We start from the raw sequence: 20,074 nt of genomic DNA, 5'->3' as shown, positions 1-20,074 counted from the left end.
AATCGGACAAAATGAAACGGGGCGGAAAGCCGCCCCATTCATATCATCAAAGGCCGAGACCGGCCTTGGCGGCTGCGAGCGCATCGCCTTGGCCGTCGCGGGTCTTGACGCCCGCGAGCCAGGGCTCGAGCGCGGAGGGATTGGCCTTCAGCCATGCGGAAGCGGCTGCTTCAGGCTCTTCGCCATCGTTCAGGATCTTGCCCATGATCTGGTTCTCCATGTCGAGGGAGAACTTCAGGTTCTTCAGCATGGTGCCGACATTCGGGCATTCTTCGAGATAGCCAGCGCGAACGTTGGTGAAGACCTTGGCGCCGCCGAAGTCGGGGCCAAAGATGTCGTCACCGCCGCTCAGGTAGGTCAGCTTGAAGTTGGTGTTCATCGGGTGGGGTTCCCAGCCGAGGAAAACCACGGGCTTGCCTGCCTTGTCGGCGCGGGCGACCTGGGCGAGCATGCCCTGTTCGGAGGATTCGACCACCTCCATACCCTTCATGCCGAAAGTGTCCTTTTCGATCATGTCCATGATCAGGCGGTTGCCGTCATTGCCCGGCTCGATGCCATAGATCTTGCCGTCGAGATCTTCTTTATGGGCGGCAATATCCTTGAAGTCCTTGATGCCGAGTTCCGCACCCTTGGCGTTGGTGGCGAGCGTATACTTGGCGCCGACGAGGTTCGGGCCGAAGGATTCGACCGACTTGTCGTCGAGATAGGGACGGACGTCCTTTTCCTGGGTTTCCATCCAGTTGCCGAGGAAGACGTCGATGTCCTTGTTCTTCAGCGAGGTATAGGTGACCGGCACCGAGAGAACCTTGACGTCGGTCTGGTAGCCGATGCTCTTCAGGACGACGGATGCGGTGGCGGTGGTGGCGGTGATGTCAGTCCAGCCGACGTCCGAGAAGCGGACGGTGGAGCAACTGTCAGGGTCGGCGGCGAAGGCGGCGGTCGCAACGGAGAGGGCGGCGACGGCGGTCGCGGTGACGAGTTTGAATGTGCTTGTTGTTTTCATTTTAGACTCCCAGTCTTTAGGTCCCCAAGCCAATCACCAATAACCCAGTTTGACAAGCGACCTCAGTGCGTTTGCGGCGTATCGACCTATGTGATTGCGACGTCGGCGATTTTTTCGCAGCGCCGCGTTTTGGTGACTTTCAGGGGTGTTTTTGCATGGATTCCTGTGATTAGCGCCGTCACGGGGCTTTTCTTTGCCGTTGTGAGCTTTCAATAAGCTGAGCAAGGAGACATCGGATGGCAAAACTCTATTTCAACTATTCGACGATGAACGCCGGCAAGTCGACGCTGCTGCTGCAGGCCTCCTACAATTATCAGGAGCGCGGCATGCGTACGGTGCAGCTGATTGCGGCCTTCGACGAGCGCGCCGGCCGGGGCGTCATCGGCTCGAGGATCGGGCTGGAAGCGAGCGCCATCCCCTTCGAGCCGCACGAAGATCTGTTCAAGCTCATCGCCGGACTGTGCGGCGACGGGGCGCCGATTTCCTGCGTCTTCGTCGACGAGGCGCATTTCATGACGGCCGTCCATGTCTGGCAGCTTGCCCGTGTCGTCGATCGGCTCGGCATCCCTGTCATGGTCTATGGGCTCCGGACCGACTTCCAGGGCAAACTGTTTCCGGCTTCGCAGGAGTTGCTGGCGATCGCTGACGAGATGCGCGAAGTGCGCACGATCTGCCATTGCGGCCGTAAGGCGACGATGGTTGTGCGGCTCGACGCCCACGGCAAGGTGCTGCACGAGGGCGCGCAGATCGATGTCGGCGGTAACGAGAAATATGTCTCGCTCTGCCGCAGGCACTGGGACGACGAAATGAACGGCGCCTGGATCGCGGAGCCGGTCTGAGGGGGAGCCTGTTTTCTTTGTCGCCATAAGCGACTAGAGCATTTCCTGGTTAGATTGAAGCAGTCTGTTGGCTCACACGGAGTCGGATGGTCGACCGGCCGGCGCGCGTCGTAGCCCAGCTCTACGGCCAAGCCGGCCGGTCGATCAGCCGGCCCGTTTCAGCCAACCTGAAAGGCCGGGCATCTTTCCGCCAGGATCAGAGGCGATCGGCTCGGACGTACCTTGGGGTATGCCCATCGCCAATCGCCTCTGCCCTGACGAAAACCTGCTCCGGCAGAATGCTTCAATCTAGCCAGGAAATGCTCTAGCCTGCAGACAGCAGATTCCCTGGAGAAATCAGGTGCGCAAAGCCCCGTCATTCGACAGCCGTTATGAAACCGCGGGCGGCTTCGCCGAAAAGATCGCGGCCGATGGAGCCTATTGCGCAGCCTGCATCCGTGCCTTTGACAGCGACGAAAAACATTCGGCCGATGAGGTCTTCCTCGAACAGAATGTGCGCTTTCAAGAGCATATCGCAGATGGCGCCGCGCTGGACGCTCTGCTGGCCGAGCTCGTCTTCTCCCTCGACCGGCTGACGGCGGAAGTGTCGGCAGACCTCGACAGTTTCCGGGGATTGACGATGCGCGAGAAAATGGCCGGCTGGACGTCGCGCCAGCGGATGTGGCGGATGTATACCGAACGTGTGCGCGAGGCGCCCGTCATCGAGCGGCTGCTCGATCTTTTGGTGAAATCGGACGCGCTTGCAAGGCTGATCACCACACAGCGCTCCGCGCTCGTCGAACGCCACAAGGCGGCCGAACATAATCTCGTCAGCGTCGTTGAGCACCGCCGCCGGCTGGTCGATTCCATCGATATCGCCCGTCTCAGGATGAAAGAGCTCAACGCCAAGGCGCTGACGACGCAGGGTCGCATCGGCGTCTACGGCAACAGAGCGCATTGGGAGCAGATGGAGGCGGAGCGGCGGGCGCTGAAGGCGGAGGCCGAGCGTATCTCCACCGAGGAGCACGAGATGCGCGACGACAGCCAGCGGCGGGAGCGCTTTATCAGCCTGTTTCAGGCCTTCGTCGATGCGATGAACAGCCAGATCGCCGTCTGCAACGTGCTTTTGTACAAGCTGATGATCGATGTCGAAGAGCGGCTGATCATCTATCAGGCGCAGGTCGATACCGACAGGCCGGGCATGAAGGCCAGGATCAAGCCGGAGTTCTTTCCGGATATCGCCGCGCCGATCCGCTTGTTCGAGAAGGGCATGCTGGTCGCCCAGGATCTGGAGCGGCGCAAGGGCCGCGCCGCTCTCGAAGTCGCGAGACGGCTTCCCGCCTATGCCGAACCATCGCCCGAAGCACCAGGGGCGCCATTGATCGATACGGTCCGCCGGCCCTTTCGCTTCAGCCTGCCTTTTCTGCGCTCCTGAGCCGTGAAGCGCGGGGTTCGCGCTGCTTTCATTCGTAAAAATCGACGGGCTCGTGTTGTGCTCGGCCCATCGAGCGCATATGTGGATGCAACGGGGCGGCGATGTCCTACTGCATAATTCCTTAAATCGGGATCGATTTAAGGAATTATGCAGCAACTCAAAGTGCTACAGCGTCCTTAGCGCGTCTGAAAAGACGCGCGGCGCTGTAGTGTTCGCCTCGCCTGACAGGAGACGACGATGCTTGACCGGATAGCCGGTTTTTTCAGGCTGATCGGCCAGACGATCGGCCGTTGGGCCCGCCTGTTTTTTGCCTGGGCCTTCTGGCCCTTCCTCGCCGCGCATGGCTGGTATCAGCGCCGGAGTTGGTTGATCCGGTTGCCGATCATCGCGTTCGTCGCGCTCTTCGTCGTGCTCTACGGCTATTTCTTCTGGCAGACGCAGGTCTGGTCGAATTTCAACACCGCTTTCGTCGATCAGTACCGGCTTTCCGAACGCAAGGTTGCCGCCGGGCAGGAACTGCCGTCCGCCGAGGGCAGTGTGGCGGTCGCCGCCAAGACCTGCCAGCGCTCTGCCATCGTCGACGTCACAGCGGATCTTACCGATTTCAACGTCAATCAGAATGCATGGATCTCCTCCATGCTGCTCTACAAGATGGGCTTCTTCGGGATCGACTGGGATCACACGCCCTTCCTCGACAACAAGGCGTCGTTCCAGCGCGGCATCAACCAGGCAGTCCGGCGAACCTCGGCGGAACTCGTCGATACGCTCGGGCGCGTGCGTGGGACGTCGGGCATCAACAATGATCTGCAGAGCGCGCGCGGCAATCTGCAGTTCGACGAACATAGCTGGTATTTCGGGTTCAATCCTTTCGGGCCAAAGACTCCGACGCCCTCTTATTACCGCTCGGCAATCGGCAGCCTGCGCAAATTCAACACCGATCTTTCCGCCTGCAACGTCATTTTCGACGGTCGCGCCGACAATCTCATGCAGTTCATCGACCGTGTCGCCAACGATCTCGGCGGCACCTCAGATATGCTAGCCGAGCGCTCGGAGAACCATAATCGCGGCTGGTTCGATACGCGCGCCGACGACCGGTTCTGGTTCGCCTACGGTCAGCTCTACGCCTATTACGCCATTCTTGCCGCCGCACAGTCGGATTTCTCGCAGGTGGTGCAGGAGCGCAATCTCGGCGCAGTCTGGGGCGGCACGATGCGGCAGTTCCAGGCGGCGCTGCGCGTCCAGCCGGCGATCATCTCGAACGGGCGCGAGGATGGGTGGATCATGCCGAGCCATCTCGCCACCATGGGCTTCTACATCTTGAGGGTGCGCTCGAACCTGGTGGAAATCCGTTCGGTGCTCGATCGTTAGGCGGCCGGAAACTGAAAGGCGATAGGCACCGAGCATCCGAACGAATCCGCATCGGTGACGCCGATATGGGCGGACGACGTGCTGACTCTCGTTTGATCCTCAGTTGATCAGCTTCAATCGAATTGCTTTTGCTACCAATTGGGTGCGGTTGACGCAATCGAGTTTCTTGATCGCATTCGTCATGTAGGCATTCACCGTATGGTCCGACAGCGCCAGGATCTGGCCGATTTCGATTGAGGTCTTGCCCTGTGCGGTCCAGCGCACGACTTCGAGTTCACGCGCCGACAGCGCATTATGGGCGCTTTCCTCGTTGCGTCTGACGGTGTTATATGCGTCGAGGGCGTGGAGGATGATGATCGCCAGCTCGTTGACCTCGCTCTGGCCGAGTGCGGCGCGTTCGCCGCAAAACCAGAAGACCAGGCGGCGGCCGTCGACTGCAATGGTCGGCATGGCAACGCCCGCCGGTATCGCATGGTGCAGCATCAGGGCGCGCAGTTCGGCGGGAAAGGCCTGACCATTGACGGCATCGTTGAGGTGCCAGGCCAGCGGCACGGCCGATTCCCTCAGCCGCAAGCCGAAAGGGCAACCACGCATCATATTGGCGCGGTCGAAATCGCGGACATAGGCGGCGGGAAGCGAACTCTCGATCAACAGCGGCTTCAGCAGGAGGTCTTCCGGGGAGGGGGCGTGCATCAGCGTCGCATGAGACAATCCGAAGGCCGTAGCTACCCTGCCGAGCGCCTGGGCAAAAAGGCCACGCGTTCCTGCTACCGTAAGCTCCGCCGAAAGCAACGACTGTCTTTCAGAGATGGTCATGTAAGACATTTGTACGCCTCCGGCAGCCGCAATGTTAACGCTATCAAATACAAAAATGCCGGCGGATGCTAGTCCTTATCGCGCTTGCGCAGGCCGATTAACTCAAATTGTGAAGAAATAGTCACAATCCCGCGCGCGTCGGTTGAGCTGCCGCTTGTGCTAGTAGCGCTGTGGTATTTTTGACTTCTACTGATGCGGGACAGCTGTAGATATCTGCGACGCCGGACAGGTAGAGAATCATGCCGAAAGGCCTGGGCGGTGAGGGGCGCCGAAATCCGCCTTGCTGCCGATCAATGCAGTTGCTAAGTCTATTACCATGTATAGCCGGGACGGTTTAATCGTGCGCTTTGCGAATAGCTTTTGTCTGAAATATCTGTCTTTCCTGCCGTTACTTGCTTTTCTTCTTGTGATCTTGCCGGCTGCGGCCGCAACGTCGCAGGCCGCCGAGCAACAGAAGCAGGCTGTGCAGCCGCCCATGCGCTTCGTCATTGTGCGCAGTCTTCTTTGCCAGGAAAACTGTCCGGAATGGATATCGGCGGAGGGACGAATAACCTCCGATACGCCGGCTCGACTGAAGAAGATTCTCAAAGGCGGCGAGCGGACGAAAACTGCCGGTCGTCTTCCGTTCGGAGGGCGGCGATGTCGATGCCGCCTATGCAATGGGCCGAATGATCCGCAAGGCCGGATTGGAAACGGCGGTCGGCGGCACGCGGCTGAAAGGTTGCCCAACTGCTGATCCGCGCTGCGACGCTGCTATCGCAAAGGACGGCAGCTCGATCGGTTACACCTATTCGGCCGGTGCATACTGCTTTTCCGCCTGTCCGCTGGCCTTTGCCGGTGGCACCTCGCGCGTCTCATCGCAATGGGCTTTGATCGGCGTTCACCAGATTACGACGATCTATAACAGGATGCGCATTTCCTACCGCATCGAATACAAGATCGTGAACGGCAAGAAGAAGGAAATCTCTCGCAAAGAGGTAGGACGCAAGGTGGCGGGGCAGACCAGTTCCACCAAGCTCGGAAAGAAGAGCAGCGCTGCCTTGACGGCCTATTTGAAGGAAATGGGCGTTGACGACGACGTGATTGATCAAATGATGAGCGCCACACCCGACAGCATCAAGATCGTACCGCCTGCGGAAGCACTGCGCATGAGGCTGATGACGGACATGCTGGCTTACAACGAATGGCCCGGCATGCCGCTTTGCGCGCCGGATGCACCGGCCGAGGCTGTCTGCCATGGCCATCCGCCAGCCCAGGCGCCCGCGGCGGCCCCCTCGGGCGGCTAACCCTTGTCCTTCAGGTCATTCTTCGACGTCACGCTCATCAGCTTCTCGAGGAAACCGAGCATGACGGCGGAGGCGACGAAGGCGAGGTGCATCAGGGTCAGCCACATGATCTTGCCGTCGGCATATTTGTCGGCGTTGAGGAAGACCTGCAGCAGGTGGATCGAGGAGATGGCGACGATCGAGGAGGCGACCTTGATCTTCAGGCTGCCGGAATCGAGCTTGCCGAGAAAGGAGACCTCGTTGTCGGCCTCGCCTGCTTCATCGAAGCGGCTTACGAAATTCTCGTAGCCCGAGATCATCACCATGACGATCAGGCTGGCGACGAGGGCTGCATCGATCAGTCCGAGCATGGCAAGAATCATCTCGGCCTCGTCGAGGTCGAAGACGCCGGAGGCGATCTTCAGGAACTTATAGCCGAAGGAAACGGCATAGACGGCGAGAGCCAGCACCAAACCGATATAGAAGACGACGAGGAGCCAACGGCTCGACAGGATGACGCGCTCGATGATGAGTTCCAGTGACTTCATATTTTCACCCTGTGAACGGCAATCGTTATGCGCGAGATAAACACCGAGCGTGGCAGCCGCAAGGCGCGGCGCTATTCACACCCTGCCGATATTTCGCTATCCCGATGAAGAGGAAATGTCGGCTCCGCTGCCGCGGAGCTCGGGAGGGGAGCATCCATGCCGTCAATCAAATCCGATATCGAAATCGCGCGTGCGGCGGCCAAGAAGCCGATCTTCGAGATCGGGGCGAAACTCGGCATACCGGTCGAGCAACTCGCGCCTTACGGTCACGACAAGGCCAAGGTCAGCGCCGAGTTCATCGCGGCGCAGGCGGGCAAGAAAGATGGCAAGCTGATCCTCGTCACGGCGATCAACCCGACGCCGGCAGGCGAGGGTAAGACGACCACGACCGTCGGGCTCGGCGACGGGCTGAACCGGATCGGCAAGAAGGCCATCATCTGCATACGCGAGGCTTCGCTCGGTCCCTGCTTCGGCGTCAAGGGCGGGGCGGCCGGCGGCGGTTATGCGCAGGTCGTGCCGATGGAGGACATCAATCTGCATTTCACCGGCGATTTCCATGCGATCACCTCGGCGCACAATCTGCTGGCGGCGATGATCGACAATCACATCTATTGGGGTAACGAAGAGAATATCGACATCCGCCGCATCGCCTGGCGGCGAGTCATGGACATGAACGACAGGGCGCTGAGAAGCATGGTCTCCTCGCTCGGCGGCGTCGCCAACGGCTTCCCGCGCCAAGGCGGGTTCGACATCACCGTCGCCTCCGAGGTGATGGCGATCCTCTGTCTCGCCACCGACCTGAAAGATCTGGAGCGGCGGCTCGGCGATATCATCATCGGCTATCGCTTCGACAGGACGCCGGTGCATGCGCGCGACCTGAAGGCCGACGGCGCCATGGCGGTGCTGCTCAAGGATGCGATGCAGCCGAACCTGGTGCAGACGCTGGAGAACAATCCCGCCTTCGTGCATGGTGGCCCTTTCGCCAATATTGCCCATGGCTGCAATTCGGTGACGGCGACGATGACGGCGCTGAAGCTTGCCGACTACGTCGTGACGGAAGCAGGTTTCGGGGCGGATCTCGGCGCCGAGAAATTCTTCGACATCAAATGCCGCAAGGCCGGGCTGAAGCCGGATGCGGCGGTCATCGTCGCCACCGTCAGGGCGCTGAAGATGAATGGCGGGGTGAAAAAAGAGGAGCTCGCCACGGAAGATGTCGCGGCGCTGAAGAAGGGCTGCGCCAATCTCGGCCGGCACGTCGCCAATGTGCGCCGTTTCGGCGTGCCCGTAGTCGTCGCGATCAACCATTTCGTCTCGGACACCGAGGCCGAGATCGCGGCGCTGAAGGAATTTGTCTCACGGCTCGGCGCCGAGGCGATCCTCTGCCAGCACTGGGCGAAAGGTTCGGCCGGCATCGAGGAACTGGCGCATAAGGTAGTGGAACTCGCCGAATCCGGACAGGCGAAATTCCAGCCGCTCTATGGCGACGACATTTCGCTGTTCGAGAAGATCGAGATCGTCGCCTCGAAGATCTACCATGCCGGCGAGGTGACCGCCGACAAGGCGGTGCGCGATCAGCTGCAGACATGGGAGGAACAGGGCTACGGCAAGCTGCCGGTCTGCATGGCGAAGACGCAATATTCCTTCTCCACCGATCCAAACCTGCGCGGCGCGCCGGAAGGACATATCGTTCCAGTGCGCGAGGTGCGGCTTTCGGCCGGCGCCGGTTTCGTCGTCGCCATTACCGGCGAAATCATGACGATGCCCGGCCTGCCGAAATCACCATCGGCGGAGCGGATTTTCCTGAACGACCAGGGCTATATCGAGGGGTTGTTCTGATCCGTGGAGGGCTCGTTCGGAGCTTGGCCCAATATGTGAAATAGCGTTCAGAAGCTCTTCGGCCATCGCTGAGATGTGTGCAGGATTGTCAGAATTTCGATTTCTTTTTTTGTCGCCCGATAAGCGACAATATAGGGATATCGCTTAGCACCATCTCCCGTGTGCCCGCACGCGGCCAGCTTTTCCCATCAATGGATGATCCGGCAGGCTTTCCACGATGGATCGGATACGGATGATCACCCTGCTCGCTGCGCCAGGATCGTGACGGGCGATGTACGCGCCGATATGATCAAGCCGGGCGAGCGCCCTGTGGGTCCATTTGATGCGCAGGCTCATTTTCTGGAAGGGTTGCTAGCATATTTGGACAGAACGGCGGCGACCTCCTCATCGGAGGCGAAGTCACCTTGATCGGCTTCGCGAACTGCGGCTTCGATTTCCGCAAGCTGCCACTCCTCGCGCTCGATGAATTCCTCGATCGCCATGGCCGCCACCTGGGCCGGCGAAAGCTTTCGCTTCTCGGCAAGGCGATCCAGACGGGAAACCGTTGAATCGTTCATCTGGAAGCTCAACAAGGTCATGATAGGCACTCCGCCGGTTCTTCATGCTGAAGTTTAGTGACTGGACGACCTGATTCAAGCGGAATCGCAGACGCTTGAATGATCAATGGCAGTAGCGATAGCCGCCCTTCCTTTCCATCACATCGAGATGGAAATGGGTCTCGTGGGCGGCGTCGCTTTCGGGGTCCAGCACGGTGGTGAAATAGATGCAGCCGGCGGCGCTGACGGTGCGCTGGAAGGCGCCGGTCAGCGTCGGGTCCTCCCGGCGGGAGCGGACGGCGACGTCTTCGCCTTTCTCGAAATGGAAGCTTGCAATATCGATGGCATTGCCGCGGGCATGCTCGGAGATCTTGCCGGTTTCAGCGCCGTTGCGCAGACGGCACATATAGGACGTTGCCTGGTTGACGGTCGTGAGGCGCCCCTGTTCCGGCAGGGCGGCGGAGGCGGCCGGGATGACGCTATCTTTCAGCCAGCGGGCGAGAGCGAGTGCCGCCGGGCAGCGGATCGTCGCCTCCGGCTTGAGCGCAATGCCGGGCAGGACTTCGGAGACGATGATCGGTTTGTCGATGCCACAGCCGTTGCCGTCGTCGATGCGCGGCGTGTCCTTGAAGACGACGCCCAAGGCTCGGAGTTCGGCCGTGCATACTGCGTGTTCGGTGTCGCTTTCGGGTTCGATCGTCAGATGCTGCTCTTCGAGCGTCTGCTCGGCAGGCGGCTTGTTCTCCTCCGCCGGCGTCTGCGGGCTTTTAAGCCCGCCCGGCGGCAGCGGCGGGCCTTGCATCGGTTCTGCCGGCTCCGGCTTTCCTGGTTCGGTTTGGGGCGCCGATGGCTGGTCAGCCGCCGGTGTCTCCGGCTCCTTCACATCGGGCTTCGGCTGCGGCGCGGGCACATCCGCCGGCGCGGGTGGTTCAGTGTTGTCGGGAAGCGGAGTAGGACTGGTTGCAGCCCCGGTGTCGGGTCGAGGTTGGGGTAAGGGACCATGCGGGGGCAGGCGGGCGCCAGCAAGAAAGGCGGTAGCGGCGAGAAGGATCGCCAGTATCGAAAGTTTTCTCAACGCATCCGATTCCCTGGTGTCGATAGCGGAAGGGATAACGCATTATGGCGGGTTTCGTTGCAATTGCGCAACGTCCTGGAAAATCATTAAAACTTGAAAATGATCTTCAACATAAATTGGTCGATTATGTTGACTCATGTTTTTTATGCGGCAAAAAGAAGGCGGATTTCTGCTCCGTCTTATCCGCAATAGCCCAGCCAGCCCATCGAGCGTTCGACGCGCCACGACCAGCCAGCCCGGTAATCATTTTTAGAGGGTAGGTTATGATCGTCCGGCATTGGCGCTCGGTTCTATTGGTCTGCACGGCAGTTGCAGCTGTTCTTCCTGTTTCGCAGTCTTTCGCGCAAAGCGCTCCGGTCACGACGCCGGAAGCCACGTCGGATGACAGCACCGTGCTGCAGAAGATCGTCGTCAAGGGCAAACGCGTGGCGCCGGGCAGCGTTGCCGATACGCCGCTCGCGACCGAGGTCACTGCCAAGCAGCTGGAACAGAAGCAGGTCACCAATTTCGACGATATCGGCCGCAGCGTCGATGCGGGCGTGAACTATTCGCGCGCTGATGCGGGCTTCAACCTGCGCGGACTTTCCGGTGCTCGCATCCTGACCACGGTCGACGGTATTCCAATCCCTTATATTTCGAACAGCTCGCGTCAGGGTGCTTTTGCGCCTGCCAACGCCAATGGCGGCGGCGACACTTTCGATTTCGATTCGCTTTCTTCGCTCGATATCGTGCGCGGCGCGGATTCGAGCAAGGGCGGTTCGGGCATGCTCGGCGGCGCCATAGTGCTCAATACGCTGGAACCGGAGGATCTGATCCCTGAGGGCCGCGACTGGGGTGCGATCGTCAAGTCGACCTATGATAGCGAAGACAGGAGTTTTTCCGGCTCGGCTGCCGCTGCCAAGAAGATCGGCGGCACCTCGATCCTGTTTCAGGGCGGCTACCGCAAGGGCCATGAGCGGGCGAACATGGGCAACAATGACGTTTACGGTGCTCTTCGCACCGAGGCGAATCCTGCCGATTTCGATCAGAACAATCTGCTCTTCAAGCTGCGTCAGGAGCTGGAAGGCGGTCATCGCATCGGCTTGACGGCGGAACGCTTCCGCCGCGACCTGGAAACCGACCTGCGCCACCTTCAGGGAGGAACCAGCCCTCGCAATTTCATGATCGACAATTACGACGGTCGCGAACAGCGTGACCGCGATCGCGTATCGCTCGACTACGATTATGAAGCGCAGTCTTCCGACGCGTTCTTCAGCAGTGCGCGCGCCACGCTTTATTGGCAGGATTTGAAGAAGGAGGCGGGCAGCGGGGGCCGTACGACCGCCAATGTTGCCTATGGCCGCAACAACGAGGTCGAAAACGAAACCTGGGGCTTCAGCGGCACGGCGACGAAGGATTTCGAATATTCCGGCCTCAGCCACTCCGTTCGTGTTGGCCTCGATGTCGGCGTCTCCAGCTGGAGCCAATATAGCTGGGCTCTGTGCCCCACGTCGACGACTTGCCCATCGCTGAACAATCAGGCGGAAGTGCCCAATGTGGACAGCCGGAACCTTGGGCTAGTTGTCGAAGACCAGATCGAAATCGGCAATACCGGCTTTGCGCTGACACCCGGCTTCCGCTTCGACTGGTTCAACTACGATCCCTCGACCGGCGGCGGCTTTTCCAACAATACCGGCCTTACTCGTTTCGGCGATCTTCGCGACCGAACGGAAGCCGCCCTGTCGCCGAAGATCCTTGCGACATATGACCTGACGCCTGATGTAAAGCTCTACATGCAATTGGCGGTCGGCTTCCGTGCGCCCACCGTCGACGAACTCTACAGCCGCTTCTACAACCCCACTGGCCGGTACGCCCAGCTCGGAAACCCTGATCTGGAGCCGGAGATCGGCCGCGGCATCGAAGTCGGCGCCAATTTTGACACGGGCGATGTTACCGGAAGGGTCGCGCTTTTCCACACACGCTACCAGAATTTTATCGAGACGGTGACGAGCGTCGACGCGACCGGCTTCACGGAGTTCAATTACACGAACGTGGCAGCGGCGACGATCTCGGGTATCGAAGCCAGCGCCGTCAAGACGTTCAACAACGGCATCAATCTGCATGCGTCGCTTGCCTATGCCTATGGCAGGAACGAGGAGACCACGCAGCGCCTGCGCTCGGTGGCGCCGTTCAAGGCGATCGTCGGCGGCGGCTGGAGCAATGAGACCTTCGGCTTCGACCTTTCCTCGACGCTTTCGGCCGGCATGCTGACCGACCACCTCAATACACCCGTCAGCAACACCGCCGACTCGACCTTCGATGCGCCCGGCTATGCGATTGTGGATCTGACCGGCTGGTGGACGCCGGAACAGCTGCCGGGCCTGCGCGTTCAAGCGGGTGTCTACAACATCTTCGACCAGGAGCACTATAACGCGCTCGCCGTGCGCGACGTCAATCTCAGCTCGGCGACGGCGTCGCAGCCGCGGGAGTGGTATTCCGAGCCGGGCCGCACATTCAAGGTCTCGCTCACCAAGACCTTTTGAGCCAGTTATGTCCTTCAAGGCTGGGGGAGGGGCGGCTTTCGGGCCGCCCTTTTCATTCGTGCGATCGCCTCTTGCGCGGCGGCTGATCTCAGGCTAACAATTTTCCATGATCAAGTCTTTGAACATTGCTGTTTGGTGGTGGGCTCGCTGAGGCGGCCTCGACCAATCGTGTCCAAAGACGACGACGAGTGAGCCGCCCGAAACTTCGAGGCGGCTTTTTTGTTTTATCGCCGCCTGTCGTCCGGGCCCGATAACGGAGTGGAACTATGGTAACGATCCTGCGGGATGATGGTGCGGAAATCTACGAGACCAAGGGCGGGATAACAGTCACGCGGCAGCGGCGGGCGATCCCCTACAGTGACGCGGTCTCTTCCTATGTCGACAAGCTCGATGAGCGTCGCGGCGCGGTGTTTTCGTCGAACTACGAATATCCGGGCCGCTATACGCGCTGGGATACCGCCGTCGTCGATCCGCCGCTCGGCATCTCTTCCTTCGGGCGTGACGTCTGGATCGAAGCCTACAACGAACGCGGCGAGGTGCTTCTTGGCTTCGTGACCGAGCGGCTGAAGGCGGTACCCGACCTCGTGCTCGGCGCTTCCTCCGCCCGCCGCCTCGACCTTTCCGTCAAGACGCCGGACCGGGTGTTTACCGAGGAGGAGCGCTCGAAGATGCCGACGGTCTTCACGGTGCTGCGTGCCGTCACCGACCTCTTCTATTCGCAGGCGGATGCGAGCCTCGGGCTCTACGGCGCCTTCGGCTACGACATCGCCTTCCAGTTCGACGCGATCGATCTGAAGCTGACGCGGCCCTCCGACCAGCGCGACATGGTGCTCTACCTGCCGGACGAGATCCTGGTCGTCGATAACTATGCCGCGAAAGCCTGGATCGACCGCTATGATTTCGAGAAAGGCGGCGTGACAACCGAGGGCAAGGCCGAGCAGATCGCGCCGGAGCCTTTCCAGCATACGGTTGCCATTCCGCCGAAGAGCGACCATCGGCCCGGCGAATATGCCGAACTCGTCACCAAGGCCAAGGAGAGTTTCCGCAAGGGCGATCTGTTCGAGGTCGTGCCGGGGCAAAAGTTCATGGAGCGCTGCGAAAGCAAGCCTTCCGACATTTCGAAGCGGCTGAAGGCGATCAATCCGTCGCCCTATTCCTTCTTCATCAATCTCGGCAATCAGGAATATCTGGTCGGTGCCTCGCCCGAGATGTTCGTGCGCGTCTCCGGCCGCCGCATCGAGACCTGCCCGATCTCTGGCACGATCAAGCGCGGCGACGATCCGATCGCCGACAGCGAGCAGATCCTGAAGCTTTTGAATTCGAAGAAGGACGAGTCCGAGCTGACCATGTGCTCGGACGTCGACCGCAACGACAAGAGCCGTGTGTGCGAACCGGGTTCCGTCAAGGTGATCGGCCGCCGGCAGATCGAGATGTATTCGCGCCTCATCCATACGGTCGACCATATCGAGGGGCGGCTACGCGACGACATGGACGCCTTTGACGGTTTCCTGAGCCACGCCTGGGCGGTGACCGTCACCGGCGCGCCAAAGCTCTGGGCGATGCGCTTCATCGAGAGCCATGAAAAGAGCCCGCGTGCATGGTATGGCGGAGCGATCGGCATGGTCGGCTTCAATGGCGACATGAACACCGGCCTGACGCTGCGCACCGTGCGCATCAAGGACGGCATCGCCGAGGTGCGCGCCGGCGCGACGCTGCTCAACGATTCCATTCCCGAGGAAGAGGAAGCCGAAACCGAATTGAAGGCCTCTGCCATGCTTTCCGCCATCCGAGACGCCAAGACCGGCAATTCCGGCAAGATCCAGCGCGACGTCGCAAGCGTCGGCAAGGGCGTCAGCATCCTGCTCATCGACCATGAGGACAGCTTCGTCCACACGCTCGCCAATTATTTCCGCCAGACCGGGGCAACGGTTTCGACCGTGCGCACGCCGGTGCCGGAGGAGATTTTCGACCGGTTGAACCCGGATCTGGTCGTGCTGTCGCCCGGGCCCGGTACGCCGAAGGATTTCGACTGCAAAGCGACGATCAAGAAGGCGCGGGCGCGCAACCTGCCGATCTTCGGCGTCTGCCTCGGTTTGCAGGCGCTCGCCGAAGCCTATGGCGGGGAACTGCGTCATCTGGCGCTGCCGATGCACGGCAAGCCCTCGCGAATCCGCGTGCTGGAGCCGGGCATCGTCTTCTCCGGCCTTGCCAGGGAGGTGACGGTCGGCCGCTATCACTCGATCTTCGCCGATCCCTCGACGCTGCCGGCCGAGTTCATCATCACGGCAGAGAGCGAGGACGGCACGATCATGGGCATCGAGCATGCCAAGGAGCCAATCGCCGCGGTGCAGTTCCATCCGGAGTCGATCATGACGCTCGGCGGCGATGCCGGCATGCGGATGATCGAGAATGTCGTGGCGCATCTGGCGCGCAAGGTGAAGACCAAGGCTGCCTGACGGCCATTCTGTCCGCCCTTCCTGCCAGCGGGAAGGGCGGTTGACTTTATCGGGCAAATCAGAACATTTCCGGAACGATCAACCGGGAATTATCGCTGTGGCCAATGCCGAGAAGTTTATCGTGCTCCCTTACCGCAAGAACCGCGGCAATCTCGTGCCCGGCGAAATGCGCCAGGCATCGAATGCCGTCAGCGCGGAAAAGATCGCCTCGGCGATGGCCGAGCGTTTCGTCGGCGTCGCGGCCTATGCCGTGATCGTGGATGAGGAGACCGGCGACATGACCTCGCCGCGATTGCTTGCACGCCATGGCGAAATTGCCGACCTCAACGCCGCCTGAGGCGTGATTTTCTGATGGAAACCTCGCTCTACCTGCCGGTCAAAGCCTTCCTGGAGGCGGCCGGTTACGTGGTCAAGGGTGAGGTCGGCGGATGCGATCTCGTGGGTTTAAGCGACAGCGAGCCGCCGGTCGTGGTCGTGTGCGAACTCAAGCTCTCCTTCAATCTCGAACTGCTGCTTCAGGTGGTCGACCGGGCGTCGATGAGCGACGAAGTCTGGATCGCGGCCCGCGTCTCCGCCAAAGGCCGAGGGCGGGAGACCGACCGGCGCTACCGTGACCTCTGCCGGCGCCTCGGCATCGGCATGCTCGGCGTCTCCGATGGCGGTGAGGTCAGCATCATCGTCAGTTCGGTCTCGCCGATGCCACGCACCAATCCGAAGCGGCGCTCGCGCCTTGTCAGGGAGCACCAACGCCGCCGTGGCGATCCGGCCGTCGGCGGCGGTTCGCGCGCACCGATCATGACCGCCTATCGCCAGCAAGCGTTGCTCTGCGCCTCGGCTCTCGAGCAGGGGCTCCAGCGGCCGCGGGAGATGAAGGCGCTTGCGGCCAATGCCGGCTCAATCCTGCGCGACAACGTCTACGGATGGTTCGAGCGCATCGAAAAGGGCATCTACACCCTGACGCCGGCAGGCCAGGCCGCCCTCTTGCGCTGGCCGCAGCCTGTCGCCGATCCCGCTTCTGATCCCGTATAGTTTGCTGTAGCTGCGTTCTAGGCCGGGCGGTAACAGCTGTGAAGGATGCGTCATTCTCTTTGACAAATCCTTCATCATCGCCCATATCACCCTCAACTGGGCCGCCTGCGCGACATCGCGTGGGCGGTTTTGCGTTTCAATGGCTTAGACCCTGCAATTCATTCGCAACCGCAGGAGGACGTTATGAGCGACGACGGCAATCTTACGGTTCGGAAGCTGGCGATGTGGGGGATCCCGCTGTCGCTCGGCGTCATGGGGCTGAAGATGGCGGCCTGGTGGGTGACGGGCTCGGTGGCGCTGCTGTCGGACGGGCTCGAATCGACGGTCAACGTCGTCGCGGCCTTCCTCGCCTTCTTCGTCATCCGCTATGCGCAGAAGCCGGCCGATCACGACCATCCCTTCGGCCATCACAAGGCCGAGTATCTGTCTGCCGTCACGGAGGGCGTGCTGATCGTCGTCGCCGCCCTGCTGATCGTCAACGAGGCGATTGGCTATCTCTCCGAGCCGCGCATGCTCGACGCGCCGGTGCTCGGTCTGGCGATCAATCTGGCAGCCGGCCTTATCAACGCTGTCTGGGCGCGGCTGCTGATCCGGGCGGGCCGCAAACATCGCTCGGCGGCACTCGCCGCGGACGGGCAGCATATCATGTCCGATGTGGTCACTTCCGTCGGCGTGCTCGTCGGCCTGCTGCTGGCGCTGGCGACCGGCTATGCGATCTTCGACCCGGTGCTTGCCATCCTTGTTGCCGTCAACATTCTCTATCAGGGCTGGAAGGTGATCTCGCAATCGATCGGCGGGCTTATGGACCAGGCGGTCGAGCCGCAGGAGGAGGAGGCGATCAAGCAGGCGATCGCCACCCATGCGGCGGGCTCGATCGGCGTGCATGATCTGAAAACCAGGCGGGCGGGTACCGTTACTTTTATCGATTTTCACATGGTGGTGCCCGAGGGAATGTCCGTGCGGCAGGCGCATGATATATGCGACCGCCTTGAGGATGCCATTAGGAGAGTGCATGAGGGCGCCAAAATAGCCATTCATGTGGAGCCGGAGGGCGAAAAGGCCCATGGCATCCGCGTCAAAGTCGTCAAGGAGGCATGATGCCGAATACAGATGTTTCCAGCCTGTCGATGCTGGGCCAGCAGACCGAAACCGCGAAATCGCCGGAAGAGGCAGTGCTTGAAAAAGTACCGTCCAACCATGCAGGCACCGACTACGTGGTGCGCTTCACGGCGCCTGAGTTCACCTCGCTCTGCCCGATGACCGGTCAGCCGGATTTCGCCCATATCGTCATCGATTATATCCCGGGCGAATGGCTGGTGGAATCGAAGTCGCTGAAGCTGTTCCTGCATTCCTTCCGCAACCACGGCGCCTTCCACGAGGACTGCTCGATCTATATCGCCAAGCGCATCGTCGAGCTGCTCGATCCCAAGTGGCTGAGGATCGGTGCCTACTGGTATCCGCGCGGCGGCATCCCGATCGACGTCTTCTGGCAGACGGGCCAGCCGCCGGAAGGCGTGTGGCTACCGGAGCAGGGTGTTGCCACCTATCGTGGCCGTGGGTGAGCTGCGGTCGGGCAAAGCCCGAGCAATCGATCCAGTGAATCGATTGCAGCGACGAACGCCCTGAGCCCAAGCGAAGGGCCGGGCGAGGGTGCGGCAGCCGCTGTCCTTGTCTGACCGCTGGCCGTTAACGCTTCAGCGCTCGTTCTCAAACATCGGTGACATCATCCCCGGACGAGTCATCGCTGTAGTCGTCGCCATTGTCGTAATCCGCCTGCTGCAGATTGTCGTCGTCGTTGTTATTGCCGGCATTGTCGGATGCCTGGCGGGTGTCGTCATTGCCGAAATAATTGTTGATGACGGTTTCCTCAGTGGGCGCGCTGGCGTTGCCGAAAGGATTGGCGCCGAAGGGCGAGCCCCAGCCGAGCGAGGACATGTGGTTGCCGAAGATGCCGCTCAGCGAGTTGGCGAGCAGCATGCCGCCGGCAACGCCCGCTGCCGTGCCGAGCGCGCCGCGCAGGAAGCTGCCGCCGGCCGACGGCGCATAGGCCTGCTGGCTCCAGGGGCCGGTCGGCTGCTGCTGGCGAGCGCTGCTGTCATAACCGCGGGGTTCGTCATAGCCGCGGGAGGGCTGGCCCCAGGGACCGGGATTGGCAGGACTGGACGGAACCGGGGCGGGCTGCTGCGTCTGGGTGTTGCCGAAGATCGAGCTCAGGAAACCGCCGCCCTGTTCGGCCTGGCGGTGTTCACTGCTGGCGGCTTCCAGCTGGCGGACGTGTTCCTCGAGTTCCTTGATATGGTTGGCGGCCGCCTCCAGCCCTTTTTCCTGAACGATCACGGCCTGAGCCAGATAATAGGTGGCGGAGGGCTGTTGCCGCGTCGCCTGGTCGATCAGGGCCTCGGCCTCGCTGTCGCGCGGCGTGGCCGCAGCGGTGCGCACGCGGTCGAACAGGGCGGTCAGCAGTTGACGTTCTTCGGGTGACATGTCTTGTCTCCTGTTATTTCGTACGGCTCTGCCGCGTGAGGGGTGAGGTAGGAAGCGATTCAGGCTTTTCAAAGCCTTCCACCGTTACATTTCAGTAAGGCTTGCGGAACGGCGCGCGGCTTCTTAAGGATATCTCCACCGCTTCGGTGCCTTGTGTTTTTCCCGCATTGTTTTAGGCATTGAGTCGCACTATGTGCGAGGAACCCGAATTCATCTCCGAGAGGTTCGAATGAACGACGAAGAACAGGACGACAAGACGAAGGAACTGCCGCTCGGCAAGGAAACGGAGGCGAATCTTTTCAAGTCGCGTTCGATCTTCATCTATGGACCGATCAATCAGGAACTGGCGCAGAAAGTCTGCTCGCAGCTCGTGGCGCTTGCCGCAGCCAGCGACGACGACATCCGCATCTATGTCAATTCGCCCGGCGGCCATGTCGAATCCGGCGATTCCATCCATGACATGGTCAAGTTCATCAAGCCGAAGGTATGGATGATCGGCACGGGCTGGGTCGCCTCCGCCGGCGCGCTAATCTATGTCGCCGCTCCGAAGGAGCAGCGCCTCTGCCTGCCGAACACGCGCTTCCTGCTGCACCAACCGTCGGGCGGGACGCGCGGCATGGCGTCCGACATCGAGATCCAGGCACGCGAGATCATCAAGATGAACGAGCGTCTGAACAAGATCATGGCTGAAGCCACCGGCCAGCCGCTCGACAAGATCGCCAAGGATACCGACCGCGACTATTGGCTGTCGGCCGAAGAGGCGAAGGACTATGGCCTCGTTTCGCGGATCGTGACGTCGCAGGCCGATATCTAAGTTTTCCGAGTCGAAGCTATTGAGAGCCGCCCTTGCCTGTGATCGCAGGCGAGGGCGGTTTGTTTTTCG

The 20,074-nt window shown here is 60.9% G+C and carries 17 protein-coding genes and 2 pseudogenes; 12 read left to right on the top strand and 7 right to left on the bottom strand.

The window, feature by feature from the left end; genetic code table 11:
• Positions 1 to 46: 46 nt before the first annotated feature.
• On the bottom strand, positions 47 to 1,003 hold the full coding sequence (locus C4N04_RS04330; RefSeq protein WP_010057129.1) for a choline ABC transporter substrate-binding protein: 957 nt from the start codon (positions 1,001 to 1,003) through the stop codon (positions 47 to 49).
• Between the two features lie 236 nt (positions 1,004 to 1,239).
• Between C4N04_RS04330 and C4N04_RS04325 the strand changes: the two genes are divergently transcribed.
• The 3 genes from C4N04_RS04325 to C4N04_RS04300 all read left to right on the top strand — a co-directional run bounded on the left by C4N04_RS04325 (position 1,240) and on the right by C4N04_RS04300 (position 4,624).
• Positions 1,240 to 1,842: a thymidine kinase gene (locus C4N04_RS04325; RefSeq protein ID WP_009996176.1), complete on the top strand. Its 603-nt coding sequence runs from the start codon at positions 1,240 to 1,242 to the stop codon at positions 1,840 to 1,842.
• Between the two features lie 340 nt (positions 1,843 to 2,182).
• The gene (locus C4N04_RS04310; protein ID WP_077989998.1) at positions 2,183 to 3,256 is read left to right on the top strand and encodes a hypothetical protein; all 1,074 of its coding nucleotides are present in this window, start codon (positions 2,183 to 2,185) and stop codon (positions 3,254 to 3,256) included.
• A gap of 237 nt (positions 3,257 to 3,493) precedes the next feature.
• Positions 3,494 to 4,624 (top strand): DUF2333 family protein, encoded by a 1,131-nt coding sequence (locus C4N04_RS04300; RefSeq protein WP_077989999.1) that lies wholly within the window; start codon positions 3,494 to 3,496, stop codon positions 4,622 to 4,624.
• Between the two features lie 99 nt (positions 4,625 to 4,723).
• On the opposite strand, the gene C4N04_RS04295 is transcribed toward C4N04_RS04300, so the two are convergent.
• Complete coding sequence (locus C4N04_RS04295; RefSeq protein ID WP_077990000.1) at positions 4,724 to 5,449, bottom strand: LuxR family transcriptional regulator; 726 nt, start codon at positions 5,447 to 5,449, stop codon at positions 4,724 to 4,726.
• 331 nt (positions 5,450 to 5,780) lie between these two features.
• Here C4N04_RS04295 and C4N04_RS04290 point away from each other — a divergent pair.
• Positions 5,781 to 6,708 (top strand): annotated as a pseudogene (locus C4N04_RS04290) (hypothetical protein); the annotation flags it as partial.
• 14 nt (positions 6,709 to 6,722) lie between these two features.
• Here C4N04_RS04290 and C4N04_RS04285 read toward each other — a convergent pair.
• A complete protein-coding gene (locus C4N04_RS04285) occupies positions 6,723 to 7,253 on the bottom strand; it encodes a TIGR00645 family protein (RefSeq protein WP_096762317.1) in 531 nt (176 codons plus the stop codon).
• Between the two features lie 156 nt (positions 7,254 to 7,409).
• On the opposite strand from C4N04_RS04285, the gene C4N04_RS04280 reads away from it, so the two are divergent.
• Positions 7,410 to 9,089: a formate--tetrahydrofolate ligase gene (locus tag C4N04_RS04280; protein ID WP_096762318.1), complete on the top strand. Its 1,680-nt coding sequence runs from the start codon at positions 7,410 to 7,412 to the stop codon at positions 9,087 to 9,089.
• 47 nt (positions 9,090 to 9,136) lie between these two features.
• Here the strand turns inward: C4N04_RS04280 and C4N04_RS04275 are convergent.
• The 3 genes and pseudogenes from C4N04_RS04275 to C4N04_RS04265 all read right to left on the bottom strand — a co-directional run bounded on the left by C4N04_RS04275 (position 9,137) and on the right by C4N04_RS04265 (position 10,700).
• Positions 9,137 to 9,425 (bottom strand): annotated as a pseudogene (locus C4N04_RS04275) (type II toxin-antitoxin system RelE/ParE family toxin).
• Complete coding sequence (locus tag C4N04_RS04270) at positions 9,422 to 9,667, bottom strand: hypothetical protein (RefSeq protein WP_096762319.1); 246 nt, start codon at positions 9,665 to 9,667, stop codon at positions 9,422 to 9,424. Before C4N04_RS04270 ends, C4N04_RS04275 begins: the two are co-directional and overlap by 4 nt.
• Positions 9,668 to 9,749: 82 nt before the next feature.
• Entirely contained in the window at positions 9,750 to 10,700 is a 951-nt protein-coding gene (locus C4N04_RS04265) for an extensin family protein (RefSeq protein WP_199852442.1), read from the bottom strand.
• A gap of 263 nt (positions 10,701 to 10,963) precedes the next feature.
• Between C4N04_RS04265 and C4N04_RS04260 the strand changes: the two genes are divergently transcribed.
• From C4N04_RS04260 to queF, 6 genes are all read left to right on the top strand, one after another.
• On the top strand, positions 10,964 to 13,222 hold the full coding sequence (locus C4N04_RS04260) for a TonB-dependent hemoglobin/transferrin/lactoferrin family receptor (protein WP_106795487.1): 2,259 nt from the start codon (positions 10,964 to 10,966) through the stop codon (positions 13,220 to 13,222).
• 266 nt (positions 13,223 to 13,488) lie between these two features.
• A complete protein-coding gene (locus tag C4N04_RS04255; protein WP_077990006.1) occupies positions 13,489 to 15,678 on the top strand; it encodes an anthranilate synthase in 2,190 nt (729 codons plus the stop codon).
• 97 nt (positions 15,679 to 15,775) lie between these two features.
• Positions 15,776 to 16,015, top strand: a complete 240-nt coding sequence (locus C4N04_RS04250) for a hypothetical protein (protein ID WP_009992875.1) — start codon at positions 15,776 to 15,778, stop codon at positions 16,013 to 16,015.
• Between the two features lie 14 nt (positions 16,016 to 16,029).
• Positions 16,030 to 16,707 carry a DUF2161 family putative PD-(D/E)XK-type phosphodiesterase gene (locus tag C4N04_RS04245; protein WP_009992877.1) on the top strand — a complete coding sequence of 226 codons (678 nt, stop codon included), beginning with the start codon at positions 16,030 to 16,032 and terminating at the stop codon, positions 16,705 to 16,707.
• A gap of 183 nt (positions 16,708 to 16,890) precedes the next feature.
• Positions 16,891 to 17,805 (top strand): CDF family cation efflux transporter EmfA, encoded by a 915-nt coding sequence (gene emfA, locus C4N04_RS04240; protein WP_077990008.1) that lies wholly within the window; start codon positions 16,891 to 16,893, stop codon positions 17,803 to 17,805.
• Positions 17,805 to 18,269, top strand: coding sequence for a preQ(1) synthase (gene queF, locus C4N04_RS04235; RefSeq protein ID WP_039621288.1), 465 nt, complete (start codon positions 17,805 to 17,807; stop codon positions 18,267 to 18,269). The genes emfA and queF overlap by 1 nt, the downstream gene beginning before the upstream one ends.
• A 145-nt stretch (positions 18,270 to 18,414) precedes the next feature.
• Here queF and C4N04_RS04230 read toward each other — a convergent pair whose 3' ends face one another.
• Entirely contained in the window at positions 18,415 to 19,191 is a 777-nt protein-coding gene (locus C4N04_RS04230) for a DUF2076 domain-containing protein (RefSeq protein ID WP_096769000.1), read from the bottom strand.
• A gap of 229 nt (positions 19,192 to 19,420) precedes the next feature.
• On the opposite strand from C4N04_RS04230, the gene C4N04_RS04225 reads away from it, so the two are divergent.
• Positions 19,421 to 20,005: an ATP-dependent Clp protease proteolytic subunit gene (locus C4N04_RS04225; RefSeq protein WP_009993209.1), complete on the top strand. Its 585-nt coding sequence runs from the start codon at positions 19,421 to 19,423 to the stop codon at positions 20,003 to 20,005.
• Positions 20,006 to 20,074: the final 69 nt, after the last annotated feature.

Source organism: Rhizobium sp. H4 (assembly GCF_003013335.1).
Classification (GTDB): Bacteria; Pseudomonadota; Alphaproteobacteria; order Rhizobiales; family Rhizobiaceae; genus Rhizobium; species Rhizobium sophoriradicis.
The sequence above is the reverse complement of the archived record's forward strand: the minus strand, read 5'-3'. Positions and strand labels throughout refer to the sequence as shown.